This window comes from Solimonas marina, assembly GCF_012241385.1.
GTDB classification, from domain to species: Bacteria; Pseudomonadota; Gammaproteobacteria; order Nevskiales; family Nevskiaceae; genus Solimonas; species Solimonas marina.
On record NZ_JAAVXB010000002.1, the window covers coordinates 68,462 to 90,693 of the forward strand.

Below are 22,232 nucleotides of genomic sequence, written 5' to 3' on the forward strand. Positions count from 1 at the left end.
GCTCGCCTGCCGTGGCGTTACGGCACCGCAGCGAGCGTCAGGGCCAAGATCGGCTCCAACAAAAACGGCGCCGAACCCGGGTTCGGCGCCGTCGTGCTTGAAGCGTCAGCTTGCTAGTGCACGTCCTTCCAGAACTCGCGCTTGGTCAGGTAGGCGAGCACGGTGAACAGCAGCAGGAACAGGATGACCTTGATGCCGACCGAGATGCGCATCGCGCGTCCCGGCTCCGCTGCATAGACCATGAAGTTGGTCGTGTCGGCGACGAAGTCTCGATATTCGTCGGGCGACATCGTGCCCTTGGTCGCCAGTTCGAACTGCGGGCCTTCGTGTTCGTCGTGACCGCCTTCGGCGTGTTCGTCACCACCGCCTTCCTTGAGCACCTGCAGGCCTTGCAGCTCCCACAGCACATCCGGCATCGACGCGTTCGGCAGCACAAGGTTGTTGGTGCCGAGCGGCCGCTTCGGATCGACGTAGAAGGTCAGCAGGTAGTTGTAGACCCAGTCGGCGCCGCGGTAGCGGGTTTCCACCGTGAGGTCCGGCGGCTGTTTGCCGAACCAGGCCTTGGCCTCTTCCGGCATGGCCGACACGATGTGATCACTGACCTTGTCGGTCGTGAACATCAGCTTGGCCTTCAACAGCTCGTCGGAAATGCCGAGATCGCTGCCGATCCGGTTGTAGCGCAGGTTGCGCATCGAATGGCAGCCCGAACAGTAGTTCATGAAGTTGCGCGCGCCGCGCTGTACCGATGCGATGTTGTCCGGGTCGGCCTTGAACGGATAGGGCAGCACCTCGCCTTCGGCGAGGGCAGGGCCGGCCAGCAGCAACAGGGCGGCGGCGAGCAGGGCGCGGAAGCTGTACTTAGTGCGCATAGGTCACGCGCTCCGGAACGGGCTTGGTCTTGTCGATACGCGAGTAGAACGGCATCGCCAGGAAGAACAAGTAGTAGAGGATCGTACAGATTTGCGAGACCAGCTTGCCGACCACGCTGGGCGGCTGCATGCCGTAGTAGTTCAGCAGCACGAACGACACCGCGAACAACGCCAGCGCGACCTTGAAGATCGGCCCCTTGTAGCGGATCGACTTGACCGGTGAGCGGTCCAGCCACGGCAGCAGGAACAGCAGGATCACCGCGCCGAACATCACCAGCACGCCCCAGATCTGCGTGCCGGCAAACGACGGCGTGGCGCGCAACATGGCGTAGAACGAGCCGAAGTACCACGCTGGCGTGATGTGGGGCGGCGTCGACAGGGCGTTGGCCGGCGTGAAGTTCGGCTTCTCGAGGAAGTAGCCGCCGCCGTCCGGCGCGAAGAAGACGATGCCGAGGAAGATGATCAGGAATACGCCGACGCCGACCAGATCCTTGACCGTGTAGTACGGATGGAACGGAATGCCGTCGAGCGGAATGCCGGTCTGCGGATCCTTGTGCTTCTTGATCTCGACGCCGTCCGGATTGTTCGAGCCGACTTCGTGCAACGCGATCAGATGCGCGACGACCAGACCGACCAGCACGAACGGCAGGGCGATGACGTGCAGCGAGAACAGGCGGTTGAGCGTGGCGTCGGACGGGATGTAGTCGCCCTGGATCCAGATCACCAGGTCATGACCGACGACCGGGATCGTGCCGAACAGATTGATGATGACCTGCGCGCCCCAGTAGCTCATGTTGCCCCACGGCAGCACGTAGCCGCAGAACGCCTCGGCCATCAGACACAGGAAGATCAGGCAGCCGAACAACCAGATCAGTTCGCGTGGCTTGCGGTGCGAGCCGTAGAGAATGCCGCGGAACATGTGCAGGTAGACGACGATGAAGAACGCCGAGGCGCCGGTCGAATGCAGATAGCGCAGGACGTTGCCCCAGGGGACGTCGCGCATGATGTATTCGACGCTGTCCCAGGCCTTGGCGGCGTCGGGCTTGTAGTGCATGACCAGCCAGATGCCGGTCAGCAACTGGTTGACGAGCACCAGCAGTGCCAGTGAGCCGAAGAAGTACCAGAAGTTGAAATTCTTCGGTGCGTAGTACTCGGAAAGGTGATCCTTCCACAGCTTGGTCAGCGGGAAGCGGTCATCGATCCAGCCGAGCAAGCCGGTGGTCTTGTACGGATTCGGAGTGATCGCCATTACGCCGCTCCTTTCGGATCTTCGCCGACGACGACTTTCATCTCGCCGTCGAAGTGATACGGCGGGACGACCAGATTCAGCGGTGCCGGCACGCCCTTGAAGACGCGGCCGGAGAGGTCGAACTTCGAACCGTGGCAGGGGCAGTAGAAACCGCCCTGCCAGTGCGGATCGATTTCCGGCGCCGGATGTTCGGGGCGAAAGCCCGGCGAGCAGCCGAGGTGGGTACAGACGCCGATCAACACCAGATAGTCCGGCTTGATCGAGCGCGTCTCGCCCTTGATGTAGTTCGGTTGTTGATCCTGCTTGGACTCGGGGTCGAGCAGATAAGGATCAACCTTCTTCAGGCTGGCGAGCATGTCCGGCGTGCGGCGCAACACCCACGTCGGCTTGCCGCGCCAGGCGACGACGATCAGCTGACCGGGTTGGACTTCGCTGATGTCGACCTCGACCGGTGCGCCGAGTGCCTTGGCACGTTCGCTCGGTTTCCACGAAGCCAGGAACGGCACGGTGGCCGCAACGACGCCGGCGCCGCCGACGACGGACGTGGTCAGCGTCAGGAATCGGCGCCGCCCAGAGTCCACCCCTTGCTGGTTCATTTCAAAAGCCCTCTTCCTCGTTATAAGACGTCTTATGAAACGGCTACAGGCACATTCCGGAAATGCATCCGGGCCCCGGCCTGCTGCATGAACGACCCGAGTATAGCCGCGGCACATCGCCGGACGTAAATGTTGCGGCATGCCCGCGCCATGTGCAGCGCAGCAATCGTTGCCATCAGGGGATCGGGCGCGCCTGCGCCCGGTGGCTTAAGTCAGCAGGCCGCGCAATGCAGCGAAGCGCACGACCTCAGCGGTGTTGCGCAGGCCGAGCTTCTCCATCATGCGTGCGCGGTGGTTCTCCGCGGTCTTCACGCCGATGTCGAGAATCTGCGCGATCTCCTTCGTCGTCTTGCCCTGGATGACGAGATGGAAGGCCTCGCGCTCGCGCGCGGTGAGGCTCGCATACGGATCGTCGCCATGATCGCGCGAACGATGCTGACGCTCGGCCAGCGCCTTGGTCGCGCGCGGGCCGAAGTACGGCTTGCCGGCATGAATCGATTTGATCGCCGTCATCAGCTCGGACACCGAGGTGTCCTTGTTGAGGAAGCCATTGGCGCCGGCGCGCAGGATCGGCAGCACGTACTCGTCTTCTTCGTGCACCGTCAGCACCAGGGTGCGTGTCCCCGGCATTTCAGCGCGGACGCGCTTGACGACTTCGAGGCCGGACATGCGCGGCATCGAAATGTCGGTGACGACGACGTCGGGCTTGGTCTTTTCGGCCAGCGAGATGGCCTCGAAGCCGTCGGCGGCCTGCGCGACGACCTGGCATTCACCGGTCTCCTCGAGCATGGAAACCAGGCCCTGGCGGACAATGGTGTGGTCGTCGGCGACCAGCAATCGAATCGGGTTCATGTTGATGTGCCGGACTCTGTTTCCGGACCGTCGAGTGTGAGCGTCAGTTGCACGACTGTACCCTGCCCAGGCGCCGAGCGGATTTCGACGCGGCCGCCGAACAGCTCGGCGCGGTCGCGCATGCCGCGCAGGCCGGAGCTCGACGCATTGCGCTCGGCGTGTGCGACCTGGGCGGCGTCGAATCCGTGACCATCATCCTCGACACGCAGAATCAGCAGCATTGGCGTGTGCTTGACGATGATGTGCGCGGCGCGCGCGTCGCTGTGGCGGATGACGTTGGTCAGGGCTTCCTGCGTGATACGGAACAGCAGGGTCTCGACGTCCGGATGCAGGCGTTCCTCGTCGAGTTCGGACTGAAAGCTGATTTCGAGCTCGGCGCGCTCCGAAAGAGTGCGTGCGAGCCAAGCTAGTGCAGCATCCAGTCCAAGATCGTCCAGCAGCGTCGGTCGCAGCAGGCGCGACAGCTCGCGCGTGTCATGCAGCGCACCGCGGGTGATGTCGAGCGCATCGTCGACCCGATTCTTCAGCCCCAGATTACCGACGCCACGGGCGTCGTCGGAGATGCGCTGCAGCTGATTGGCCAGGGCCGTCAGGGTCTGGCCGATGCCGTCGTGCAGATCCCGCGCCAGGCGGCGACGCTCTTCCTCCTGGATGTGCCAGACCGACTTGGCCAGCGTGCGGAAACGTTTTTCGCTGCGCACCACCGACTGCAGCAGTCGCTGGTTGTCGGCGGTCAGCTCCTGGACCTGGCGCAGGACCGCCTGGCGAAAGGTTTCCGCGTCGTCGCGCGGCAGCTCGCCGCCGGGTTCGAGCGTGTTGCCGGGATTCGAGGACGGAGGCCGCAAACGCGCTGGGCTCCGCGTCAGTGCGCGTGCGGCGACTGCGGCCCGATCGCGTTGAGGCTGGCTTCGAGACGGTTCAGGGCGTTGCGCTGGCAGGATGCACCGAGCGCCAGTGCGGCCTGGTCGGCCAGTGCGTCGAGGATCTCGAAATCGAGGTCGCTGAGCACGCGCTCGGTGTCGCTGCGCAGCAGGCAGATTGCGCCTTGGCGGCTGGTGCCGAGTTCGAGCGGCAGGCTGACGACGGCCGGTCGCGAGACGTCGTTACAGCCTTCGAGCAGCTCACCCTGTGCGCAGGTCAGGCCACGACGCGATTCGAGCAGCGCGCAGCGCAGCGCGGCCGCGGCGGACCCCAGCACGGCTTCGAACACCGCATGGCCGGCGAGGGCGTGCGCGCAGGAAATCTCGATGACGGTGTCGTCGCGCAATTGCACGACAAAGCCGCCGCGGGCGCCGACCACACCGCAGGCCGAACGCAAGGTGTTCTGCAGCACGCCGAGCGCGGCGTCATCTGCAGATGTGGCCGCCCAGGCAATGCCGGCGGATTGAGCTTCCAAAGGGGCTGGACGTCTCCGGCGCGGCATTGCGCGGGGGAAATTCCGGGCCTCGCGCGAAAGCGCGAACACACGATGTCGATTGGGCAAAGGGACTCTCCTGAAGGCTGGCTTTACGCAAGTGGCATGCCACCACTTACGTCTCCTCTTTCCACCTTTCTGTCGAGCTTTGGCGCTCGATCTTGGTGCGAGTGTAGCAATTCATCGCGGGGTCGACGCGCCGTTCGTCAGGCACGTCATTACGTTGATAATCATTCTCGAAGATACTCAAGCCTCGTCGATGCCGAGCTTTTTGATGCGGTAACGCAGCGCGCGAAACGACATGCCGAGCAGCTCGGCGGCCCGCGTCTTGTTGTAGCGCGTCTTTTCCAGGGCCTCGCGAATCGCGCGCTTTTCGATTTCCTCGATCTGGTCTTCGAGGCCGGCGGCCGGCGCGGGCGCGGCGCTCGGTTGCGCGTCGCGCAGCTGCAGGTCGGCGACGGTGATGCGCTCACCATCCGACAGTGTCGCCGCGCGCTCCAGGATGTTTTCCAGCTCGCGCACATTGCCGGGGAAGGGATACGCCACCAGGGCGTCGATCGCCGCGTCGTCGAGTGCCGGCAGGCGCTGCAGGCCCAGGTCGCGCGCCAAGTGGCGCAACACATGCTGCGCGAGTGCCGGGATGTCCGATGGGTGCGCGCGCAGCGGCGGCGTATGCACTTCGATGACGTTGAGCCGGTAGTACAAGTCCTGGCGGAACTGGCCCTGCGCGACGAGCTGGCCAAGGTCTTTGTGCGTCGCGGAAATCACGCGCACGTTGACCGGCGTCTCGGTTTCGGCGCCGACCGGCCGCACCGCGCGCTCCTGCAGGGCGCGCAGCAGCTTGACCTGCATATGGGGCGGCAGATCGGCGACCTCGTCGAGAAACAGAGTGCCGTTCTCGGCAGCTTGAAACAGTCCGGCCTTGTCGCGGTGCGCGCCGGTGAAGCTGCCTTTGAGATGGCCGAAGAACTCGCTTTCCATCAACTCGGCCGGGATCGCGCCACAGTTGACCGGCACGAACGGGTTGCGGTCGCGCGGCCCCTGGTGGTGGATCAGGCGTGCGACCAGTTCCTTGCCGGTGCCGGATTCGCCGGCGATGTGTACCGGTGCCTGGCTGCGTGCCAGACGTTCGATCAGCGCACGCAGCTGGCGCACGGTTTCATGCTCGCCGAGCAGGTTCTGCGCGGCGACCTGCGGCGGCATCGCCGGCGCGCGCAACTGCAGCGCGCTGTCGACGAGCTTGCGCAGCACGGCGATATCGACCGGCTTGGAGACGAAGTCGAAAGCGCCGGCCTTGAGGCTCTCGACGGCCGCTTCAGCGTTGCCGTAGGCGGTAATCATCGCCACCGGCGTCTGCGGATATTGGCGGTTGATCTGCGCAACCAGCTCGACACCGCTGCCATCCGGCAGGCGCATGTCGGTGATGCACAGATCGAATGGCTGTTCGGACAGGCGCTGGCGGGCTTCGGCCAGCGTGGCGGCGGCGGCCGTGGTCAGGTTCATGCGGCCGAGCGCAATCTCGACGAGCTCACGGATGTCGGCTTCGTCGTCGACGACGAGGACGGCGGCTTTGGAGGCAGTCATCGCGGCGTTTCGGACAGGTTGGGCGTGGAAAAGACGATACGGAAACAGGCACCGCGCTCACGTGGCAGGCAGCGCAGCTGGGCCTGATTGTATTCGCAGAGCTCGCGCGACAGATAAAGGCCGAGCCCTGTGCCGCGCTGATGGGTCGTGAAAAACGGCTCGAACAGCTGGTCGATCAGCGCCGCCGACAGGCCTTTGCCGTTGTCGCTGACGTCAAGATAGGGCTGACCGCTGGTGATCTCGGTGCCAGCCTGCAGCAGCACCGTGATCGCGCGCCCGTCGCTGCCGCCGTGATCAAAGCTGTTGTCCCACAGGTTGAACAGCACCTGTTGCAACTGCGCCGGCGCGAATGACACGCGCAAACCGGGCGGCACATCGGCGAGCTCGATCGGTCTGACCGTTTGCGCGTGGCTCTCGTGATACAGCGCGGCGCTGCGCAGCAGGACGTCGCGCAGGCCCAGCGTCTCGCGCTGTGCCGGCTCGCGGCGGCTGATGTCCATGACATTGCGCACGATCTGCTCGATGCGCGTCGTGTGGCGCTGGATCATTTCCAGCAGATGACGATCGGCCGGATCGAGCCCTGACTGCTCGGCGAGCAACTGGCCGGCCTGGGTGATGGCCGACAAAGGGTTGCGGATTTCGTGGGCGATGTTGGCCGACAGGCGGCCGAGGGCGGCGAGCTTCATCTGCTGTGCCTGGGCGCGCAGCGCGGCTGCGTCGTCGAGCATGATCAGCACTGGCGCCTGCTCGGCCCAGCCCAGGTGCGTGAAACGGGGCAGCAGTTCGCGCGGACCGCTGTGTACGGGCGCCGGCGCCGCACCGGCGCGCCAGGCGCCGAGCGCCGCGTCGAGCTCGGGCATGACGGTCGGCAGATGGCTGTCGATCGTTGCCGCGCCATCGGTCAGGCGCAGTGCCGCCGCATTCGACGTGCGCACGCGGCGTGCGGCGTCGACAACCAGCACGCCGGCCTGCATCGCGTCGACGATATTGGCGTTGAGGCGCGTGAGATTGACGAACTCGCTGCCGACCCGCGCCGCCACCGCCTCGCTGCGCCGCGCGCGCAGGCCGACCATCGCCGCGGTCAGACTGGTCGCGAAGAACATCAGGCCGAGCAGACCGGCCTGCGAGTAATCGCCGCTGTCGAGGCGTTGCAGGTGCAGCTGGCGGAAGGTTTCCTCGCCGAAGATCGTCAGGGTCGCCGCCGCCGCCAGCAGCAGGCCGATGCGTGGCGTCAGCACCAGGCTGCAGCCGACCAGCGGTGGCACCAACAGAATGCCGAGGCCGCCGCCGACGCCGCCGGTGGTGTAGACCAGCAGGCCGAGCGCGACCAGGTCGACGAGAAAGTGCAGGATGGCCTGCGCCGTCAGCGAGAAGCGCTGGTTGAGCGCCAGGAACTGCAGGGCCAGCGCGCAGACCGCGTACGCGAAGCACGAAAACACGAACAGACGCACCGAGACATCGCGAAAATAGTCCGGTGCCAGGTTGAAGCGGAACAGGAAGAACAGCACCGCGACCAGCAACAGCCGGTAGGGACCGAGGATCGCGAGGACGCGCCAGTCTTCGCTGCGTGCAGCGCCGACCTCCTGTCGTTCGAGTGCCGCCATGCGCGGCCGCTCAGCGGACGCAGCGATCGCAGCGGCCGTCGGGCGACAGGCTGGTCGCCGGCATGTGCGTGCCGCACTGCGCGCAGCGCAGCATGCGCTCATAGTCCGGCGGCGGTGCCGGGCGTGACGTGGCGGCAGTGCGCGGCCGGCGCGGTTGCGGAAACAACCAGCGCCAGACCAGCCAGACAGCGGCGCCGAGCAGCAGGAGGCGGAACAGGCTCATGGAATTCTTGACAGAAACGCGTCCCCATTCTACCGCTGCTGCGGCCCCGCAGCCCATGACCGGAGGTGCCACGACCAATGTTTTTTGCGTCCGGCGGACGTTGTAGGTAAGAATGCCGCGCGCTATTTAACGCCCCTCATCTGTCAGAAGGCCATGAACCTCCACGAATATCAAGCAAAAGAACTCTTTGCGCGTTACGGCATTCCGGTCCCGCAAGGTCTGCTCGCGTCGAGCCCGGAAGCTGCGCGCGCTGCCGCCAAGCAGCTGGGCACTGAGAAAGTCGTCGTCAAGGCGCAGATCCACGCTGGCGCCCGCGGCAAGGCCGGCGGTGTCAAGCTCGTCGACAGCCCGGACGCTGCCGAGGAAGCCGCCAAGGACATGCTCGGCAAGAACCTGGTGACGATCCAGACCGACGCCAAGGGTCTGCCGGTCAACTCGGTTTACGTCGAAAAGCCGTCGAACATCGCGCGCGAGCTGTATCTGTCGGCGCTGGTCGACCGCACGCAGGAAAAGATCGTGTTCATGGCCTCGCCGGATGGCGGCATGGACATCGAAAAGGTCGCGCACGAGACGCCGGAGCGCATCAAGCACGTGTTCGTCTCGCCGAGCGCCGGCCTGCAGCCGTATCAGGCGCGTGAGCTGGGCTTCTTCCTGGGCCTGAACAAGGAACAGGTCGAGCAGTTCACCAAGACGCTGACCGGCCTCTACAAGATCTTCACCGAATGCGACGCGTCGCTGGTCGAGATCAACCCGCTGATCGTCACCGCCGAAGGCAACATCATGGCGCTCGACGGCAAGCTCAACTTCGACGACAACGCACTGTTCCGCCAGAAGGAAATCGCTGCGCAGCGCGATCCTTCGCAGGAAGACGAGCGTGAGCGTCTGGCCTCGAAGTACGACCTCAACTACGTCACCCTCGAAGGCAACATCGGCTGCATGGTCAACGGCGCCGGCCTGGCGATGGCGACCATGGACATCGTCAAGCTGCACGGCGGCCAGCCGGCCAACTTCCTCGACGTCGGTGGCGGCACCACGGCCGAGAAGGTGACCGAAGCGTTCAAGCTCATCACCAGCTCGCCGGAAGTCAAGGCGATCTTCATCAACATCTTCGGCGGCATCGTGCGCTGCGACCTGATTGCGGAAGGCATCATCGCCGCCGTCAAGCAGACCGGCCTGAAGCTCCCGGTCGTCGCCCGTCTGCAGGGCACGAACATGGAGAAGGGCCAGGCACTGCTGCGTGAATCGGGTTTCGCGATCACGCCGGTTTCCGATCTCACCGAGGCGGCCCAGACCGTCGTCAAGCTCGCGCAGGGTAACTAATTCATGTCCATCCTCATCGACAAGAACACCAAGGTCATCTGCCAGGGCTTCACCGGCAAGCAGGGCACCTTCCACTCCGAACAGGCGATTGCCTACGGCACCAAGATGGTCGGCGGCGTGTCGCCGGGCAAGGGTGGCAACAAGCATCTCAACCTGCCGGTGTTCAACACCGCGCACGATGCGGTCAAGGAAACGGGCGCCGATGCGACGATGATCTACGTGCCGGCGCCGGGCGCCGCGGACGCGATCCTCGAAGCCGCCGATGCCGGTATCAAGGTGATCATCTGCATCACCGAAGGCATCCCGGTCAACGACATGATCAAGGTCAAGGCCACGCTGCGCGCGCAGTATCCGGGCGCCGTGCTGGTGGGCCCGAACTGCCCGGGCGTGATCACGCCGGGCGAGTGCAAGATCGGCATCATGCCGGGCCACATCCACAAGCCGGGCAAGATCGGCGTCGTCTCGCGTTCGGGCACGCTGACCTATGAAACCGTCTACCAGACCACGCAGAACGGTCTCGGCCAGTCGACCTGCGTCGGCATCGGCGGCGACCCGGTGCGCGGCATGGGCTTCATCGACGTGATCGAGCTGTTCGAGAAGGATCCGGCGACCGAAGGCATCATCATGGTCGGCGAAATCGGCGGTTCGTCGGAAGAAGAAGCGGCGGCCTACATCAAGGCCAACGTCAAGAAGCCGGTCGTCGCCTACATCGCCGGCGTCACCGCGCCTCCGGGCAAGCGCATGGGCCATGCCGGCGCGATCATCGCCGGCGGCAAGGGCACGGCGGACGAGAAGTTCGCGGCGCTCGAAGCGGCTGGCGTCAAGACCGTCCGTTCGCCGGCCGATCTCGGCGCGGCGATGATGTCGCTGCTGAAGTAAAAGCCGGGTTCAACCCGACGCGTCAGAAAAACGGCGGCCGCAGGGCCGCCGTTTTTCGTTGCCGTCGTGTTTCCCTGCAATCCCCCGTTTCGCGCTACGCTCTGCCGCCATATGGCCCACGCAAGAAAACCCCTCAAGCTCGCGCTCGCTCAGCTCAACCTCTGGGTCGGTGACGTAGAAGGCAATGTTCAGAAGATCATCGACGCCGCCGCGCACGCCCGCGACACGCTCGGTGCCGAGCTGATCGCGACGCCGGAGCTGTCGCTGATCGGTTATCCGCCGGACGATCTGTTGCTGCGCTCGGCGATGCCGGGCGTGATCGAGGATGGCGTGCAGCGTCTGCTCGCCGAGGTCCGCGGCATCACGCTGATCGTCGGTCTACCGGAGTACGCCGACGGCAAGGCCGGCGGCACGATCTACAACGCCGCCTACGTGATCCGCGACGGCCGCGTGATCGCACGCACGCGCAAGCAGCTGCTGCCGAACTACGGTGTGTTCGACGAGCGGCGCCACTTCCGCGCCGGACATCAGACCCTGGTGTTCGAGCAGAGCGGCGTGCAGATCGGGCTGTGCATCTGCGAGGACATCTGGGGGCCGGGACCGGCCGCCGCCGCCAAGGGCGCCGGCGCCGAGTTGCTGGTCAACATCAACGCCTCGCCGTTCGACACCGGCAAGAGCGCCGGCCGCCGGCGCGTCTTCGATTCGCGCGTTGCCGAGACCGGTCTGCCGATCGCCTACGTCAACAGCGTCGGCGGCCAGGATGACGTGCTGTTCGACGGTGATTCGGCCGCCGTCGATGGTGATGGCCGCATCGCCTTCGAGGCGCCGCTGTTCGATGAGGGCGTTTTCGCGCTGAGCTTCGACAACGGCCGTTGGCAAGGGGAGGCCCTGCGTGCGCCGATGCCGATCGAGGCCATCGTCTACCGCGGTCTCGTGCAGTCGGTGCGCGACTATGTGAACCGCAACGGGTTTCCGGGCGCGGTGCTCGGCCTGTCCGGCGGCATCGATTCGGCGCTGGTCGCGGCGGTTGCTGCCGACGCGCTCGGCGCCGACCGGGTCTGGGGTGTGTCGCTGCCGTCGCGCTACACCGCCGGCATGTCGAACGACGACGCGCGCCTGGAGGCCGAGGCGCTCGGCATCCGCTATTCGGTGCTGCCGATCGAACCGGCCTTCGAGGCATTCAGCGCGACGCTGGCCGAGACTTTCGGTGACCGGCCGCCAGACCTGACCGAAGAGAACATCCAGTCGCGCAGCCGCGGCGTGCTGTTGATGGCCTTGTCGAACAAATTCGGCAGCGTGGTGCTGACCACCGGCAACAAGTCGGAAATGGCCGTCGGCTACTCGACTTTGTATGGCGACATGTGCGGCGGTTTCGCGCCGATCAAGGACGTCTACAAGACCCTGGTCTACCAGCTGGCGGTCTATCGCAATTCGATCGCGCCGGCCGGCAAGCCGGTCATTCCCGAGCGCGTCATCACGCGCCCGCCGAGTGCCGAGCTGCGCCACGAGCAGAAGGACTCTGATTCACTGCCGCCGTACGAAGTGCTCGACCCTTTGCTTGAGCTATACGTCGAGAATCAGCTGTCGATCGCCGAGATCGTCGCGCGCGGTTTCGACGAGGCGACGGTGCGTCGCGTCGCGATGCTGGTGCGCCGCTCCGAGTACAAGCGCCGCCAGGCGCCGCCGGGGCCGAAGGTGACCAGCCGGGCGTTCGGGCGCGAGCGGCGATATCCGTTGACAGCCGTCTATGGCGACATCTGACGCGCTTCGGCGCGGGGCTGCAACGAAAAAGCCCGGCGTCGAGCCGGGCTTTTTCGTGTCGCGGGACTGGACGGCTTACAGCGCGTTCGAGCCCAGTGCAGCGGACTTGCCGTTGGGATCGGCGTCGGCGCTGCTGTCGTCGTGCTGAGCCGGCGGCGGCAACGACTGCGAGGTCGGGCCCTGCGGCGCGTCGTCGTCAACCGGCGGCGGTGCACTCGTCACCGGCGCGCTGGGGGCCGGTGCCGGCGCCGCGTCGTTGGCGGCCTTCGGCACCGACGACGGATCGAGATAGGCCTGGCGCAGCTTGGCCGCGTCGGCGGCCTGATCGTTGAGGCCGATCGCCTTGTAGGCCCGCTGCAGCGAACCCAGTGCTTCGACGGTGATCGGCGAGCCCGGGTATTCGGCGACGATCTGCTCGGCGCGCTTGGCGGCGGCGATGTAGGCACCGCGGCGCATATAGAAACGCACCACGGTCATGTCGTGGTCGGCGATGCGATTGCGCAGATCGATCATGCGCAGCCGTGCGTCGCTGACGTAGACGCTCTTCGGGTACTTCTGGATCAGCAGCTGGAAGTCCTGAAACGACGTGCGCAGATTGGAGATATCGCGCTTCGACACGTCGAGGCCGAGCATTGCTTCGAGGCCGCGGTCGCGGTCGAAGTTGATCAGGCCCTTCAGGTACTGCACGTAGTCGGCGTGCTCGTGGCGCGGATAGTCGCGCAGGAAGTGGTCGGCGTCGGTCAGCGCGTCGTCCCACTTCGTCGAGCGGTATTCGGCATAGACCTGCTCGAGCTGGCCCTGAATCGAGTATTCGGTGAACGGGAAGCGCTGTGCCAGCGTCTTGTAGCGCTGAATGGCGACGCCAAAGTCCGAATCGTCGAGCGAGCGGCGCGCAACCACGTACAATGCCTGCGCCTGCAGCCGCTGTTCGCGCTGAGAGACCTCATCGGGCTTCAGCGGATTGCGCAGGGGCGCCTTGTCGGGGTTCGACTTGCAGGCGACGAGGCCGACAACGAGCAAGGTTGCGGCGAGAATTCTGAGTTTCATTAATCAATGAATCGTGAGCGGCGTCTGCCGAGTATAACTTGAGCACTGCGAGTCCGGACGACGAAGACCTGCGTTTGCAGGCAGAGGTTCCCGAAAACCTGGATGGGGCGCGTCTCGACGTCGCCTGCGCGCGTTTGTTCGACCAATATTCGCGGGCGCGCCTGCAGTCGTGGATCGAGAGCGGGCGTCTGCTGCTGAACGATGCGCCGCAGACCCGGACCCGGCATCCGGTGACGGTCGGCGACCGCCTGGAGCTCGAGGCCGAGCCCGAGCAGAGCACCGTGGTCGAGCCGCAGGACCTGCCGATCGAGGTCGTGCATCAGGACAAGGCGATCGTCATCGTCAACAAGCCAGCCGGGCTGACCGTGCACCCCGGTGCCGGCCAGCGCGCCAGCACCCTGCAGAACGCGCTGCTCTACCACTTCCCGCAGACCGCGGCGGTGCCGCGCGCCGGCATCATCCACCGTCTCGACAAGGACACCTCCGGACTGCTGGTGATCGCCTTGAACTTGAAGGCGCATCACGCGCTGGTCGACGAGTTGGCGCGCCGCGAATTCACCCGCGAGTACGACGCGCTGGTGCAGGGCGAGTTCATCGCCGGCGGCACGGTCGACGAGCCGATCGGCCGTCACCCGCGCGAGCGCCTGAAGATGGCGGTCGTCGACAATGGCCGACCGGCCGTCACGCATTACCGCGTTCAGGAGCGTTTCCCGCAGCACACGCATCTGCGCGTGCAGCTCGACACCGGCCGTACGCATCAGATTCGCGTGCATCTGGCGCACCTGCGTCGGCCGATCGTCGGCGACTTTCTCTACGGCGGCCCGATGCGCGGCAGCGGTCTGCCGGTGTTGCTGCGCGACAAGCTCAAGGCCTTCCCGCGCCAGGCGCTGCATGCGCGCACCCTGGAAGTCACGCATCCGACCACGCGCAAGCGCGTCGGAGCGACCGTCGAGCCGCCGGCCGACATCGCCGAACTGCTCGAGCTGTTGCGGGCACATGCCAGCGGCGCATTGAAATGATCGAGCTGCTGCACGCGGACTGGCCGGCGCCGCCGGGCATCCACGCCGTGCAGACCACCCGCAGCGGCGGCCTGTCGCTGGGCGATTGCGGCACGCTCAATCTGGGCAGCAACACGCCGGATGACCCGGCGCGGGTGGCGGCCAACCGCCAACGCTTGCGTGAGACGCTGGCGCTGCCGGTCGAGCCAGCCTGGCTGCGTCAGGTGCACGGCACGAGGGTCGTCGATGCCGGACAAGTCGGCGCGCCGCCGCCGGACGCCGATGCCAGCGTCAGCCAGCAGCCGGGCATCGTCTGCGCGGTGTTGACCGCTGATTGTCTGCCGGTGTTGCTGTGCAGCGACGACGGGCGTTGGATCGGCGCCGCGCACGCCGGTTGGCGCGGCCTGTCGGCCGGCGTGCTCGAAGCGACGGTCGCTCGTGCGCCGCAGGCGCCGGAACGTCTGATGGCCTGGCTCGGCGCCGCGATCGGGCCAGCGCATTTCGAGGTTGGCCCCGAAGTGCGCGCCGCGTTCGTCGATGACCGGGCCACGGCTGCGTCGGCATTCACGCCGGGCCGTGGCGATCGCTGGCATGCCGACCTGTATGCACTGGCGCGTCTGCGGCTCGCGGACGTCGGCGTCACGCGTGTTCATGGCGGCGGGCGCTGTACTTACGCCGATGCGCAGCGCTTTTATTCGTATCGACGTGAACCCGCCGGTGGCCGCATGGCGGCGCTGATCTGGCGCGACACCGAAGCGGCATCCTGCTGACAGCTTTGCCGCGATGACCGGGGGGGCATGCGCTTCGGCGATGTCGGTGCGCGGCCGGTCTGCCTAAACTGCGACGATGGTCCGTGCCCTGAGGAGAGGGCCGGGTGCGCCGCCGAATCAAAGCTGGGCGATAACGAAGACGGCGACGCTCCGGTCATTGCAGCTGCTGCTCGTCGCGTGCTGTTTCGGCAGCGCGGCCGCGCATGCGGGCGAGGCTGCATCGCCGAAGGCCGTCGACGCGGCGGCGCTCGGTGGCACGCAGCTGACGCCGTACGGCGCCGAAGTGGCCGGCAATCGCGACGGCACCATCCCGGCATGGAACGGGGGGCTGACGGCAGCGCCGCCCTGCTTCGCGGCGTCGCACGGCCGCTATTGCGACCCCTATGCCGATGACCGGCCGCTCTACACGATCACCGCGGCCAACGCCGACGAGTACGCGGCGCTGCTGAGCCCCGGCCAGCGCGCGCTGCTGGCGGCGTATCCCGAGACCTTCCGCATGCGGGTGTTTCCGACGCGGCGCAGCTTTTCGAATCCACCGGCGGTCTACGCGGCGAGCGCGCGCAACGCGCCGGTCGCGGTGCTCGACGACGACACCCTCAAGCATGCGGCAACCGGTGTCCCGTTCCCGATCCCGGCGACCGGTGCCGAGGTCTTGTGGAATCACCGCCTGCGCTGGCGGCCGTTGGTCACCGATCGCGTCAGCACGCAGTTCACGGTCGCCGCCGACGGCGGCGCATCGTCGACGCGACAGCACGAGCTGGTCCATTTCGATTACGGCGCGCCTGACTACGATCTGCGCAAGGCGCGCGGCATTTTGCTGCGGCGCATGCAGTGGATCGAGCAGCCGGCACACCTGGGTGGCGTCGGCGTGCTGCTGATCGATGCGGCGGATCCGGATGCATTTGCCAAGCGCTGCTGGCAGGTCGACCCGGGCGATCGCGTCGCGCAGCACGTGCCGAGTCTGGCTTTCGACATGCCGGCGATCGGCAGCGAAGGTCTGCGGACCAACGATCAGCTCGACACTTACTTCGGCCCACTGAACCGCTATCAGCTGGAGCTGGTCGGCAAGCGCGAGATGATCGTGCCGGCCAACAGCTATGCCTTGCACGACGCCGCCATGTCGTATTCCACGCTGATCGGACCGCATCACCTGAACCCGGACCTCACGCGCTATGAGCTGCGCCGGGTCTGGGTGGTCGACGCCAAGGTGCGGCCCGGTGTCGCGCACCGCTATCCGCACCGGCGCTTCTACGTCGACGAAGACGGCTGGCAACTGCGGATCGTCGACGTCTACGACGCGCGGGACCGTCTCTGGCAGGTGCAGGAGGCGCATACGCTGATGGCTTACGACCGGCAGTTTGAATTACCGGTCGCGCAGACGGTGTACGATCTTCAGAGCAGCCGCTATCTTGTGTACGGACTGAATAACGAGGAGACCGAAGTGGCGTATCCGAACCTGGATACCGGCGACTTCGGGCCGAATGATCTCGCGCGGCGGGGGCGCCCATGGCGAGAAGGGGGTCGGTCATGAATCTGCGATCGACGCCCGAAGAGTTGGCAATTTCAAACGGCGACGCGCCGTCAGTGTTGGGGATTTCATGAAAGTCAGAAGAACGTGGAGAACGGCCGGGGCGCTGCTGCTCGGCCTGCTGGCGGGCGGCAGTGCCTGGGCGCAGAGCGAAGGCGGAGACGGCGCCGATGCGGCCAAGCCGCTGATCAAGCCGCGGACGTCGGAGATCATGCCGCGTACGCCCGAATCGCTGTTGCTCAGCATCACCAACACCGGCAAGCATCTGCTGGCGGTCGGTGAGCGCGGCGCGGTGATCGTCTCGAACGACGGCAAGAACTGGGCGCAGGTGCAGATTCCGACGCGCGCGACGATGACCACAGTCGCGTTCGCCGATCCCGATCACGGCTGGGCCGCCGGGCACGATGCGGCGATCGTCCACACCGAAGACGGCGGCCGCACCTGGGCCTTGCAGAACTTCGACCCCGAGCTGGAAAAGCCGATCCTGGCGCTGCTGGCGCTCGATGCGCAGCACTGCATCGCGATCGGCGCGTATGGCCTGATGCTCGAAACCCAGGATGGCGGCGCGACCTGGAAGGACGTCGACACGCACGGCTTCGACGAGGACGAGCTGCATCTGAATTCGATTGCCAAGCTCAACAATGGCGACCTGTTCATCGCCGGCGAGCAGGGCTTGATGGCGATCTCGACCGACAGCGGCGTGACCTGGCAGAAACTCGAATCGCCGTACGACGGTTCGTTCTTCGGCTCCTTGCCGCATGGCGAGAAGGGCGCGATGGCGTTTGGCCTGCGCGGCAATATCTATGAGACCGACGATGCACGCAGCGGTCCGTGGAAGCAGCTCGATTCGGGCACGGTGGCGTCGATGTTCGGCGGCAAGGCGATGCCGGACGGCAGCGATGTGCTGGTCGGCCTCAACGGCGTGATCGCACGTGTCGCGACCGACGGCACGGTGACGCTGCTGCGTTCGCCGGCGGGTACGCCGCTCTCCGACGTCGTGCCGTATGGCGACGACCAGTTCATCGCCGTCGGCGAATCCGGCATCCAGCCGATCGCCGGCAAGGCTTCCGGCGAATAAACGGGCACGATCATGAATTCGAATAATGAGCTGACCCGTACGCAGCGCTTCCTGCGCACGATCGAACCGCTGATCTACGCCAAGCGCTGGCTGACGATGACGATCCTGATCATCGCCACCATCTTCCTGTTCTGGCAGATGGTGCAGATCAAGCGTGACGCCGGTTTCGACAAGTCGATCCCGCTCGACCATCCGTACATGAAGGTACTCAAGCAGTACCAGGCGGAATTCGGCGGCGCCAACACCGTACTCGTCGCGTTGATGCAGAAGCCGGGCAAGGGTGACATCTACAACGCGCCCTTTCTCAAGTCGCTGAAGACCGCGACCGACGAGCTGTTCTTCCTGCCGGGCGTCGACCGTTCGCGCGTGTCGTCGATCTTCACGCCGGACGTGCGCTATATCGAAGTGGTCGAAGGCGGCTTCAAGGGCGGCAACGTCATTCCGGCCGACTACCAGCCGACGCAGAAATACTTCGACATGATCCGCGCCAACGTCGGCAAGGGCGGACACGTCGGCCGCTACGTGGCCAAGAATCAGGACGGCGCGATGATCTACGCCGAACTGCTCGAGGTCGATCCGGTCACTGGCGTCAAGCTCGATTACGAGCAGGTCGCCAAGGGGCTTGAAGACAAGATCCGCGGCCGACTGACCCATCCGACCAAGATCGTCTACAAACTCAAGAGCGATCACGGGCCGCTCAAGGCCGGCACCAAAGTCGGCGAAGGCTTCGTCGATTACGGCTGGAAGCTGGCACTGCAGACCTTCGAGGTGAAGAACCCCAAGGGCGAGGGCAGCAAGCCGATCACCGTTCGCGGCACCGAGGTGACCAGCGAGACGGTCAAGAATCCGGACTACAACCCGGACGTCACCGTGCACATCGTCGGCTTCGCCAAAGTCGTCGGCGACGTCATCGACGCGACGATGCAGGTCGTGCTGTTCTTCCTGCTGACGCTGGTGATGACGATGATCCTGCTGTGGCTGTACGTCGGCAGCCTCAAGCTCGCGATCCTGCCGCTGATCTGTTCGGTCACGGCGGTAATCTGGGAGTTCGGCCTGTTGCGGCTGATGGGCAAGGGCCTCGATCCGTTCGCGATCCTGGTGCCGTTCCTGATTCTCGCGGTGTCGGTCAGTCATGGCGTGCAGTACGTCAACGCCTGGGTCGGCGAGATCACGATGAACCGCCGCAACAGCTTCGACGCCTCGCTCGAAACCTGGCGGCGCCTGGCCATCTACGGAACGATGGCGATCATGACCGACGTCGTCGGCTTCGCGCTGATCGGCCTGATCCCGATCGACATCATCCGCGAGATGGCGCTGAACGCGACGCTCGGCATGGCCGCGATCATCATCACCAACAAGGTGATGATGCCGATCATGCTGACCTGGGTCGACATCGGCGATCCGGTCGCCTTCCAGGCCAAGCAGGATCGTCGCGACGGCGTGTTCGATCCGCTCTGGCGCCTGATTTCGAACATGGTCCGGCCGGTGCCGGCGGTGATCGCGATTCTGGTCGCCGCGGCGCTGTTTGGCTGGAGTCTGTGGAAGGGCGAGGGCCTGCAGGTCGGCGACAGCCAGGCCGGCGTGCCGGAGTTGTTGCCGCATTCGCGCTTCAACAACGACATGGCGATGATCAACCAGAACTTCACCATCGGCACCGACATCTTCAAGGTGATTGCCGAGATGGATCCGGAGTCCTGCATCCGCTACGACATGATGCAGCAGATCGATCGCTTCGACGCGCACATGGAAAACACCGTCGGCGTGCAGTCGGTGATGTCGTTGCCGTGGGCGGCCAAGCAGGTCGCGTCGGCGTTCTCCGAAGGCGCGCCGAAGTTCCGCGTACTGCCGCGCAATCGCTACGCGATCGTGCAGGCGATCACGCCGATCCCGGCGTCGTCGGGTCTGCTCAACTCCGACTGCTCGGCGCTGGCGGTGCTGGTCTTCACCAAGGATCACACGGCGGCAACGCTCGATCGCATCGTCGAAAAGACCAAGGACTTCAACAAGACCAACGCCGCCGAATTCTACGAGACGCACAAGGACGTCAACGCCAAGTACTGCGACGCCAAGCTCGACAAGCGGCGTGAGGTCGGCAACGACAAGGTGGAACTCGAAAACGCGATTGCCGCGCTGCGCAAGAGCAAGCCGGGGATCGGCTACGACGACATCAACAAGAATCCGACCGTCAAGAAGCTGACCGACCAGCACGACAAGGCTGAGGACGAACTCAAGGCGATGAGCAAGGCCTGTCCGGTGAACTTCGCGCTGGCGTCCGGCAACGTCGGCGTCATGGCGGCGACCAACGAGGAAGTGCACCGCCTCGAACGGCCGATTCTCTACATCGTCTACATCGGCATCGCGATCTGCGTGTTCCTGTCGTTCTTCGAAGTGAAGTCGATCCTGTCGATCATGCTGCCGCTGTCGCTGGTGTCGTTCATGGCCTACGCGGTGATGACCATCCTCGGCATCGGCATGAAGGTCGCGACCTTGCCGGTCGTGGCGCTCGCAGCCGGTATCGGCGTCGACTACGGCATCTATGTCTACGCGACGCTGGCCGACGCGGCCGCTGGCGGCTTCAAGCTGCGCGACGCGTACTTCAAGACCTTGAAGATGACCGGCAAGGCGGTGGTGTTCACCGGTATCACGCTGGGCATCGGCGTCGCGACCTGGCTGTGGTCGGGGCTGCAGTTCCAGCGCGACATGGGCAAGCTGCTGGTCTTCATGTTCACCGCGAACATGTTCGGTGCGATTCTGATCCTGCCGGCCATCGCCTCGTTCCTGATCAAGCCGAAGGAATTGGCCCCCGGTGAGGAGCCGGTGTTCAAGCCCCGGCACTGATCACGTGCGCATTGGATGACGTGATTTGTAAGAAGGCTCGCATGTTGCGGGCCTTCTTTTTGCGTCAAACTCGCGCGCATCGTCCGGATTGTTCATGATGCGGACGCGACAGGCGCCGGGCCGTCTGTCGGATCGGGAGGGGACGGCGCCAACGGCGCCGTCACGCATGCACTGACTACGGGTGGGACAGGATGTCGTTGACTGCGAAACCGGCTTTCTTGGGGCTGGCGATGGTTCTGGGCGTCTGCATGTCGGCACGGGCCGCGGCGGACGAGCCGTCGAACACCGTCGATCTGCTGACGGTCTGCAATGATGCACTGGAGCTCAATCCCGGCTATGAGTCGGCGCGTGCCGGCTACTACGCTGCCAAGGAGCTGGTGCCGCAGGCACGCGGCAAGCTGCTGCCGCAGCTCGGTGCGCTGGCTTCTTACAGCTGGCGGCACGATCACCAGAGCGGCTACTACGAAGGCGACTTCGAGATCCCCGACCTGGGCCTGTCATATGACACGCGCTTCACCGCTGGCGGTAGCGACACCTTCACGCGCGGCTTCTATGGGGCGCAGCTGACGCAGGCGCTGTACAAGCCGGCGCTGCTGCTGGGCCTCGATGCGGCAAAGCTGCAGCAGAAGCAGGCCGAACTGGCGCTCGGTGCCACGCAGGACGACTTGCTGATCGGCGTCGTCGAAAAATATTTCGCGGTGCTGGCGGCCAAGGACGCGGATGTGTTCTCGCATGCCGAAACGGCGGCGGTGAAAGAACAGCTCGACCTCGTCAGCGGCCGCGCCGGCGCCGGCCTGGCGACGCAGTCGGATCTGCAGACGGCGCAGGCCGCCTATCAATTGGCACTCGCCGATCAGGTCGATGCCGACAACGCGCTGGTCGGTGCGCGGCTGACGCTCGAATCGGTGACCGGCAAGCAGTACGCCGAACTCAAGGTGTTGCCGACCAATCTGGTCCTGCAGCCACCGCAGCCGCTCGAGGAAGGCGCGTGGATTCGCCGCACCAAGACCGAGAATCCATCGATCCTGTCGAAACAGGCGGCGGTCGAGTTGGCCAAGGTTCATCGTCGTACCGCGCAGCGCGCGCGCTATCCGCAGGTCGACCTGGTCGGCACCGCCTACGATCTCGAAAATACCGGTGGCGTCAGCGGCGCGGTCGACAGCTCCGACGAGAGCATCGGCGTGCGCGTGACCATGCCGCTCTATACCGGTGGCCAGATCAGCTCGGCGGTCAAGCAGGGCCGCGAGCTCGAAGCCAAGGCCGAAGCCGACCAGTCCGAGACCACCAACAAGATGGTGCTGGCGACGCGCATCGCCTTTCTGGCGGTGGCCACCGGCACGCAGCGACTCAGCGCCCTGAAGCGCGCCGTGCAGGCCGCCGCGGATGCCGAAGACGCGGCGCGTGCCGGCTACAACGCCGGCACGCGTGACAACACCGACGTGCTCAACGCGGTCGAGAAGCGCTACGCCTCGGAGCGTGACTACGCTGCCGCGCGTTACAAATTCATCATCAATTCGATGCGCCTCAAGCAGCTGTCCGGCAATCTGCTGACGGCTGATCTGGCAACGGTCAATCGCCTGCTCGAACGGCCGGAGGTGGCGCCGCCACCGACCGAGCACTAA

At 65.4% G+C, this 22,232-nt stretch carries 19 protein-coding genes; 9 read left to right on the top strand and 10 right to left on the bottom strand.

The features are described 5' to 3' along the window. Positions 1–113: 113 nt before the first annotated feature. The 9 genes from G7Y82_RS03555 to G7Y82_RS03595 all read right to left on the bottom strand — a co-directional run bounded on the left by G7Y82_RS03555 (position 114) and on the right by G7Y82_RS03595 (position 8,391). Positions 114–869 carry a cytochrome c1 gene (locus G7Y82_RS03555; protein ID WP_168146654.1) on the bottom strand — a complete coding sequence of 252 codons (756 nt, stop codon included), beginning with the start codon at positions 867–869 and terminating at the stop codon, positions 114–116. Next, complete coding sequence (locus G7Y82_RS03560) at positions 859–2,118, bottom strand: cytochrome b (protein WP_168146655.1); 1,260 nt, start codon at positions 2,116–2,118, stop codon at positions 859–861. Before G7Y82_RS03560 ends, G7Y82_RS03555 begins: the two co-directional genes overlap by 11 nt. Further along, complete coding sequence (gene petA / locus G7Y82_RS03565; protein ID WP_168146656.1) at positions 2,118–2,714, bottom strand: ubiquinol-cytochrome c reductase iron-sulfur subunit; 597 nt, start codon at positions 2,712–2,714, stop codon at positions 2,118–2,120. Before petA ends, G7Y82_RS03560 begins: the two co-directional genes overlap by 1 nt. 207 nt (positions 2,715–2,921) lie before the next feature. Further along, the gene (locus G7Y82_RS03570) at positions 2,922–3,566 is read right to left on the bottom strand and encodes a response regulator (RefSeq protein ID WP_168146657.1); all 645 of its coding nucleotides are present in this window, start codon (positions 3,564–3,566) and stop codon (positions 2,922–2,924) included. Then, positions 3,563–4,411 (bottom strand): sensor histidine kinase, encoded by an 849-nt coding sequence (locus tag G7Y82_RS03575; protein ID WP_240954067.1) that lies wholly within the window; start codon positions 4,409–4,411, stop codon positions 3,563–3,565. Before G7Y82_RS03575 ends, G7Y82_RS03570 begins: the two co-directional genes overlap by 4 nt. Before the next feature lie 17 nt (positions 4,412–4,428). Further along, complete coding sequence (locus G7Y82_RS03580) at positions 4,429–4,962, bottom strand: GAF domain-containing protein (RefSeq protein WP_168146658.1); 534 nt, start codon at positions 4,960–4,962, stop codon at positions 4,429–4,431. Between the two features lie 264 nt (positions 4,963–5,226). After that, entirely contained in the window at positions 5,227–6,564 is a 1,338-nt protein-coding gene (locus G7Y82_RS03585) for a sigma-54-dependent transcriptional regulator (protein WP_168146659.1), read from the bottom strand. Then, positions 6,561–8,168, bottom strand: coding sequence for a sensor histidine kinase (locus G7Y82_RS03590; RefSeq protein ID WP_168146660.1), 1,608 nt, complete (start codon positions 8,166–8,168; stop codon positions 6,561–6,563). The genes G7Y82_RS03585 and G7Y82_RS03590 overlap by 4 nt, the downstream gene beginning before the upstream one ends. A gap of 10 nt (positions 8,169–8,178) precedes the next feature. After that, the gene (locus tag G7Y82_RS03595) at positions 8,179–8,391 is read right to left on the bottom strand and encodes a PP0621 family protein (protein ID WP_168146661.1); all 213 of its coding nucleotides are present in this window, start codon (positions 8,389–8,391) and stop codon (positions 8,179–8,181) included. Between the two features lie 153 nt (positions 8,392–8,544). Here G7Y82_RS03595 and sucC point away from each other — a divergent pair, with 153 nt between their 5' ends. The 3 genes from sucC to G7Y82_RS03610 all read left to right on the top strand — a co-directional run bounded on the left by sucC (position 8,545) and on the right by G7Y82_RS03610 (position 12,351). Next, the gene (gene sucC, locus G7Y82_RS03600; RefSeq protein WP_168146662.1) at positions 8,545–9,711 is read left to right on the top strand and encodes an ADP-forming succinate--CoA ligase subunit beta; all 1,167 of its coding nucleotides are present in this window, start codon (positions 8,545–8,547) and stop codon (positions 9,709–9,711) included. A 3-nt stretch (positions 9,712–9,714) separates the two neighbouring features. Beyond that, positions 9,715–10,590, top strand: a complete 876-nt coding sequence (sucD, locus tag G7Y82_RS03605; RefSeq protein WP_168146663.1) for a succinate--CoA ligase subunit alpha — start codon at positions 9,715–9,717, stop codon at positions 10,588–10,590. Between the two features lie 111 nt (positions 10,591–10,701). Next, positions 10,702–12,351 (top strand): NAD+ synthase, encoded by a 1,650-nt coding sequence (locus G7Y82_RS03610; protein WP_168146664.1) that lies wholly within the window; start codon positions 10,702–10,704, stop codon positions 12,349–12,351. A gap of 75 nt (positions 12,352–12,426) precedes the next feature. Here G7Y82_RS03610 and G7Y82_RS03615 read toward each other — a convergent pair whose 3' ends face one another. Continuing rightward, positions 12,427–13,398 (bottom strand): outer membrane protein assembly factor BamD, encoded by a 972-nt coding sequence (locus G7Y82_RS03615; protein ID WP_168146665.1) that lies wholly within the window; start codon positions 13,396–13,398, stop codon positions 12,427–12,429. A 38-nt stretch (positions 13,399–13,436) separates the two neighbouring features. On the opposite strand from G7Y82_RS03615, the gene rluD reads away from it, so the two are divergent. From rluD to G7Y82_RS03645, 6 genes are all read left to right on the top strand, one after another. After that, the gene (gene rluD, locus G7Y82_RS03620) at positions 13,437–14,417 is read left to right on the top strand and encodes a 23S rRNA pseudouridine(1911/1915/1917) synthase RluD (RefSeq protein ID WP_168146666.1); all 981 of its coding nucleotides are present in this window, start codon (positions 13,437–13,439) and stop codon (positions 14,415–14,417) included. After that, positions 14,414–15,166 (top strand): peptidoglycan editing factor PgeF, encoded by a 753-nt coding sequence (pgeF, locus tag G7Y82_RS03625; protein ID WP_168146667.1) that lies wholly within the window; start codon positions 14,414–14,416, stop codon positions 15,164–15,166. The genes rluD and pgeF overlap by 4 nt, the downstream gene beginning before the upstream one ends. Positions 15,167–15,323: 157 nt before the next feature. Further along, positions 15,324–16,697 carry a DUF1329 domain-containing protein gene (locus G7Y82_RS03630; RefSeq protein WP_168146668.1) on the top strand — a complete coding sequence of 458 codons (1,374 nt, stop codon included), beginning with the start codon at positions 15,324–15,326 and terminating at the stop codon, positions 16,695–16,697. A 67-nt stretch (positions 16,698–16,764) separates the two neighbouring features. After that, a complete protein-coding gene (locus G7Y82_RS03635; RefSeq protein WP_168146669.1) occupies positions 16,765–17,772 on the top strand; it encodes a WD40/YVTN/BNR-like repeat-containing protein in 1,008 nt (335 codons plus the stop codon). A gap of 12 nt (positions 17,773–17,784) precedes the next feature. Continuing rightward, complete coding sequence (locus G7Y82_RS03640; RefSeq protein WP_168146670.1) at positions 17,785–20,610, top strand: efflux RND transporter permease subunit; 2,826 nt, start codon at positions 17,785–17,787, stop codon at positions 20,608–20,610. A gap of 248 nt (positions 20,611–20,858) precedes the next feature. Beyond that, positions 20,859–22,232 (top strand): TolC family outer membrane protein, encoded by a 1,374-nt coding sequence (locus tag G7Y82_RS03645; protein ID WP_168146671.1) that lies wholly within the window; start codon positions 20,859–20,861, stop codon positions 22,230–22,232.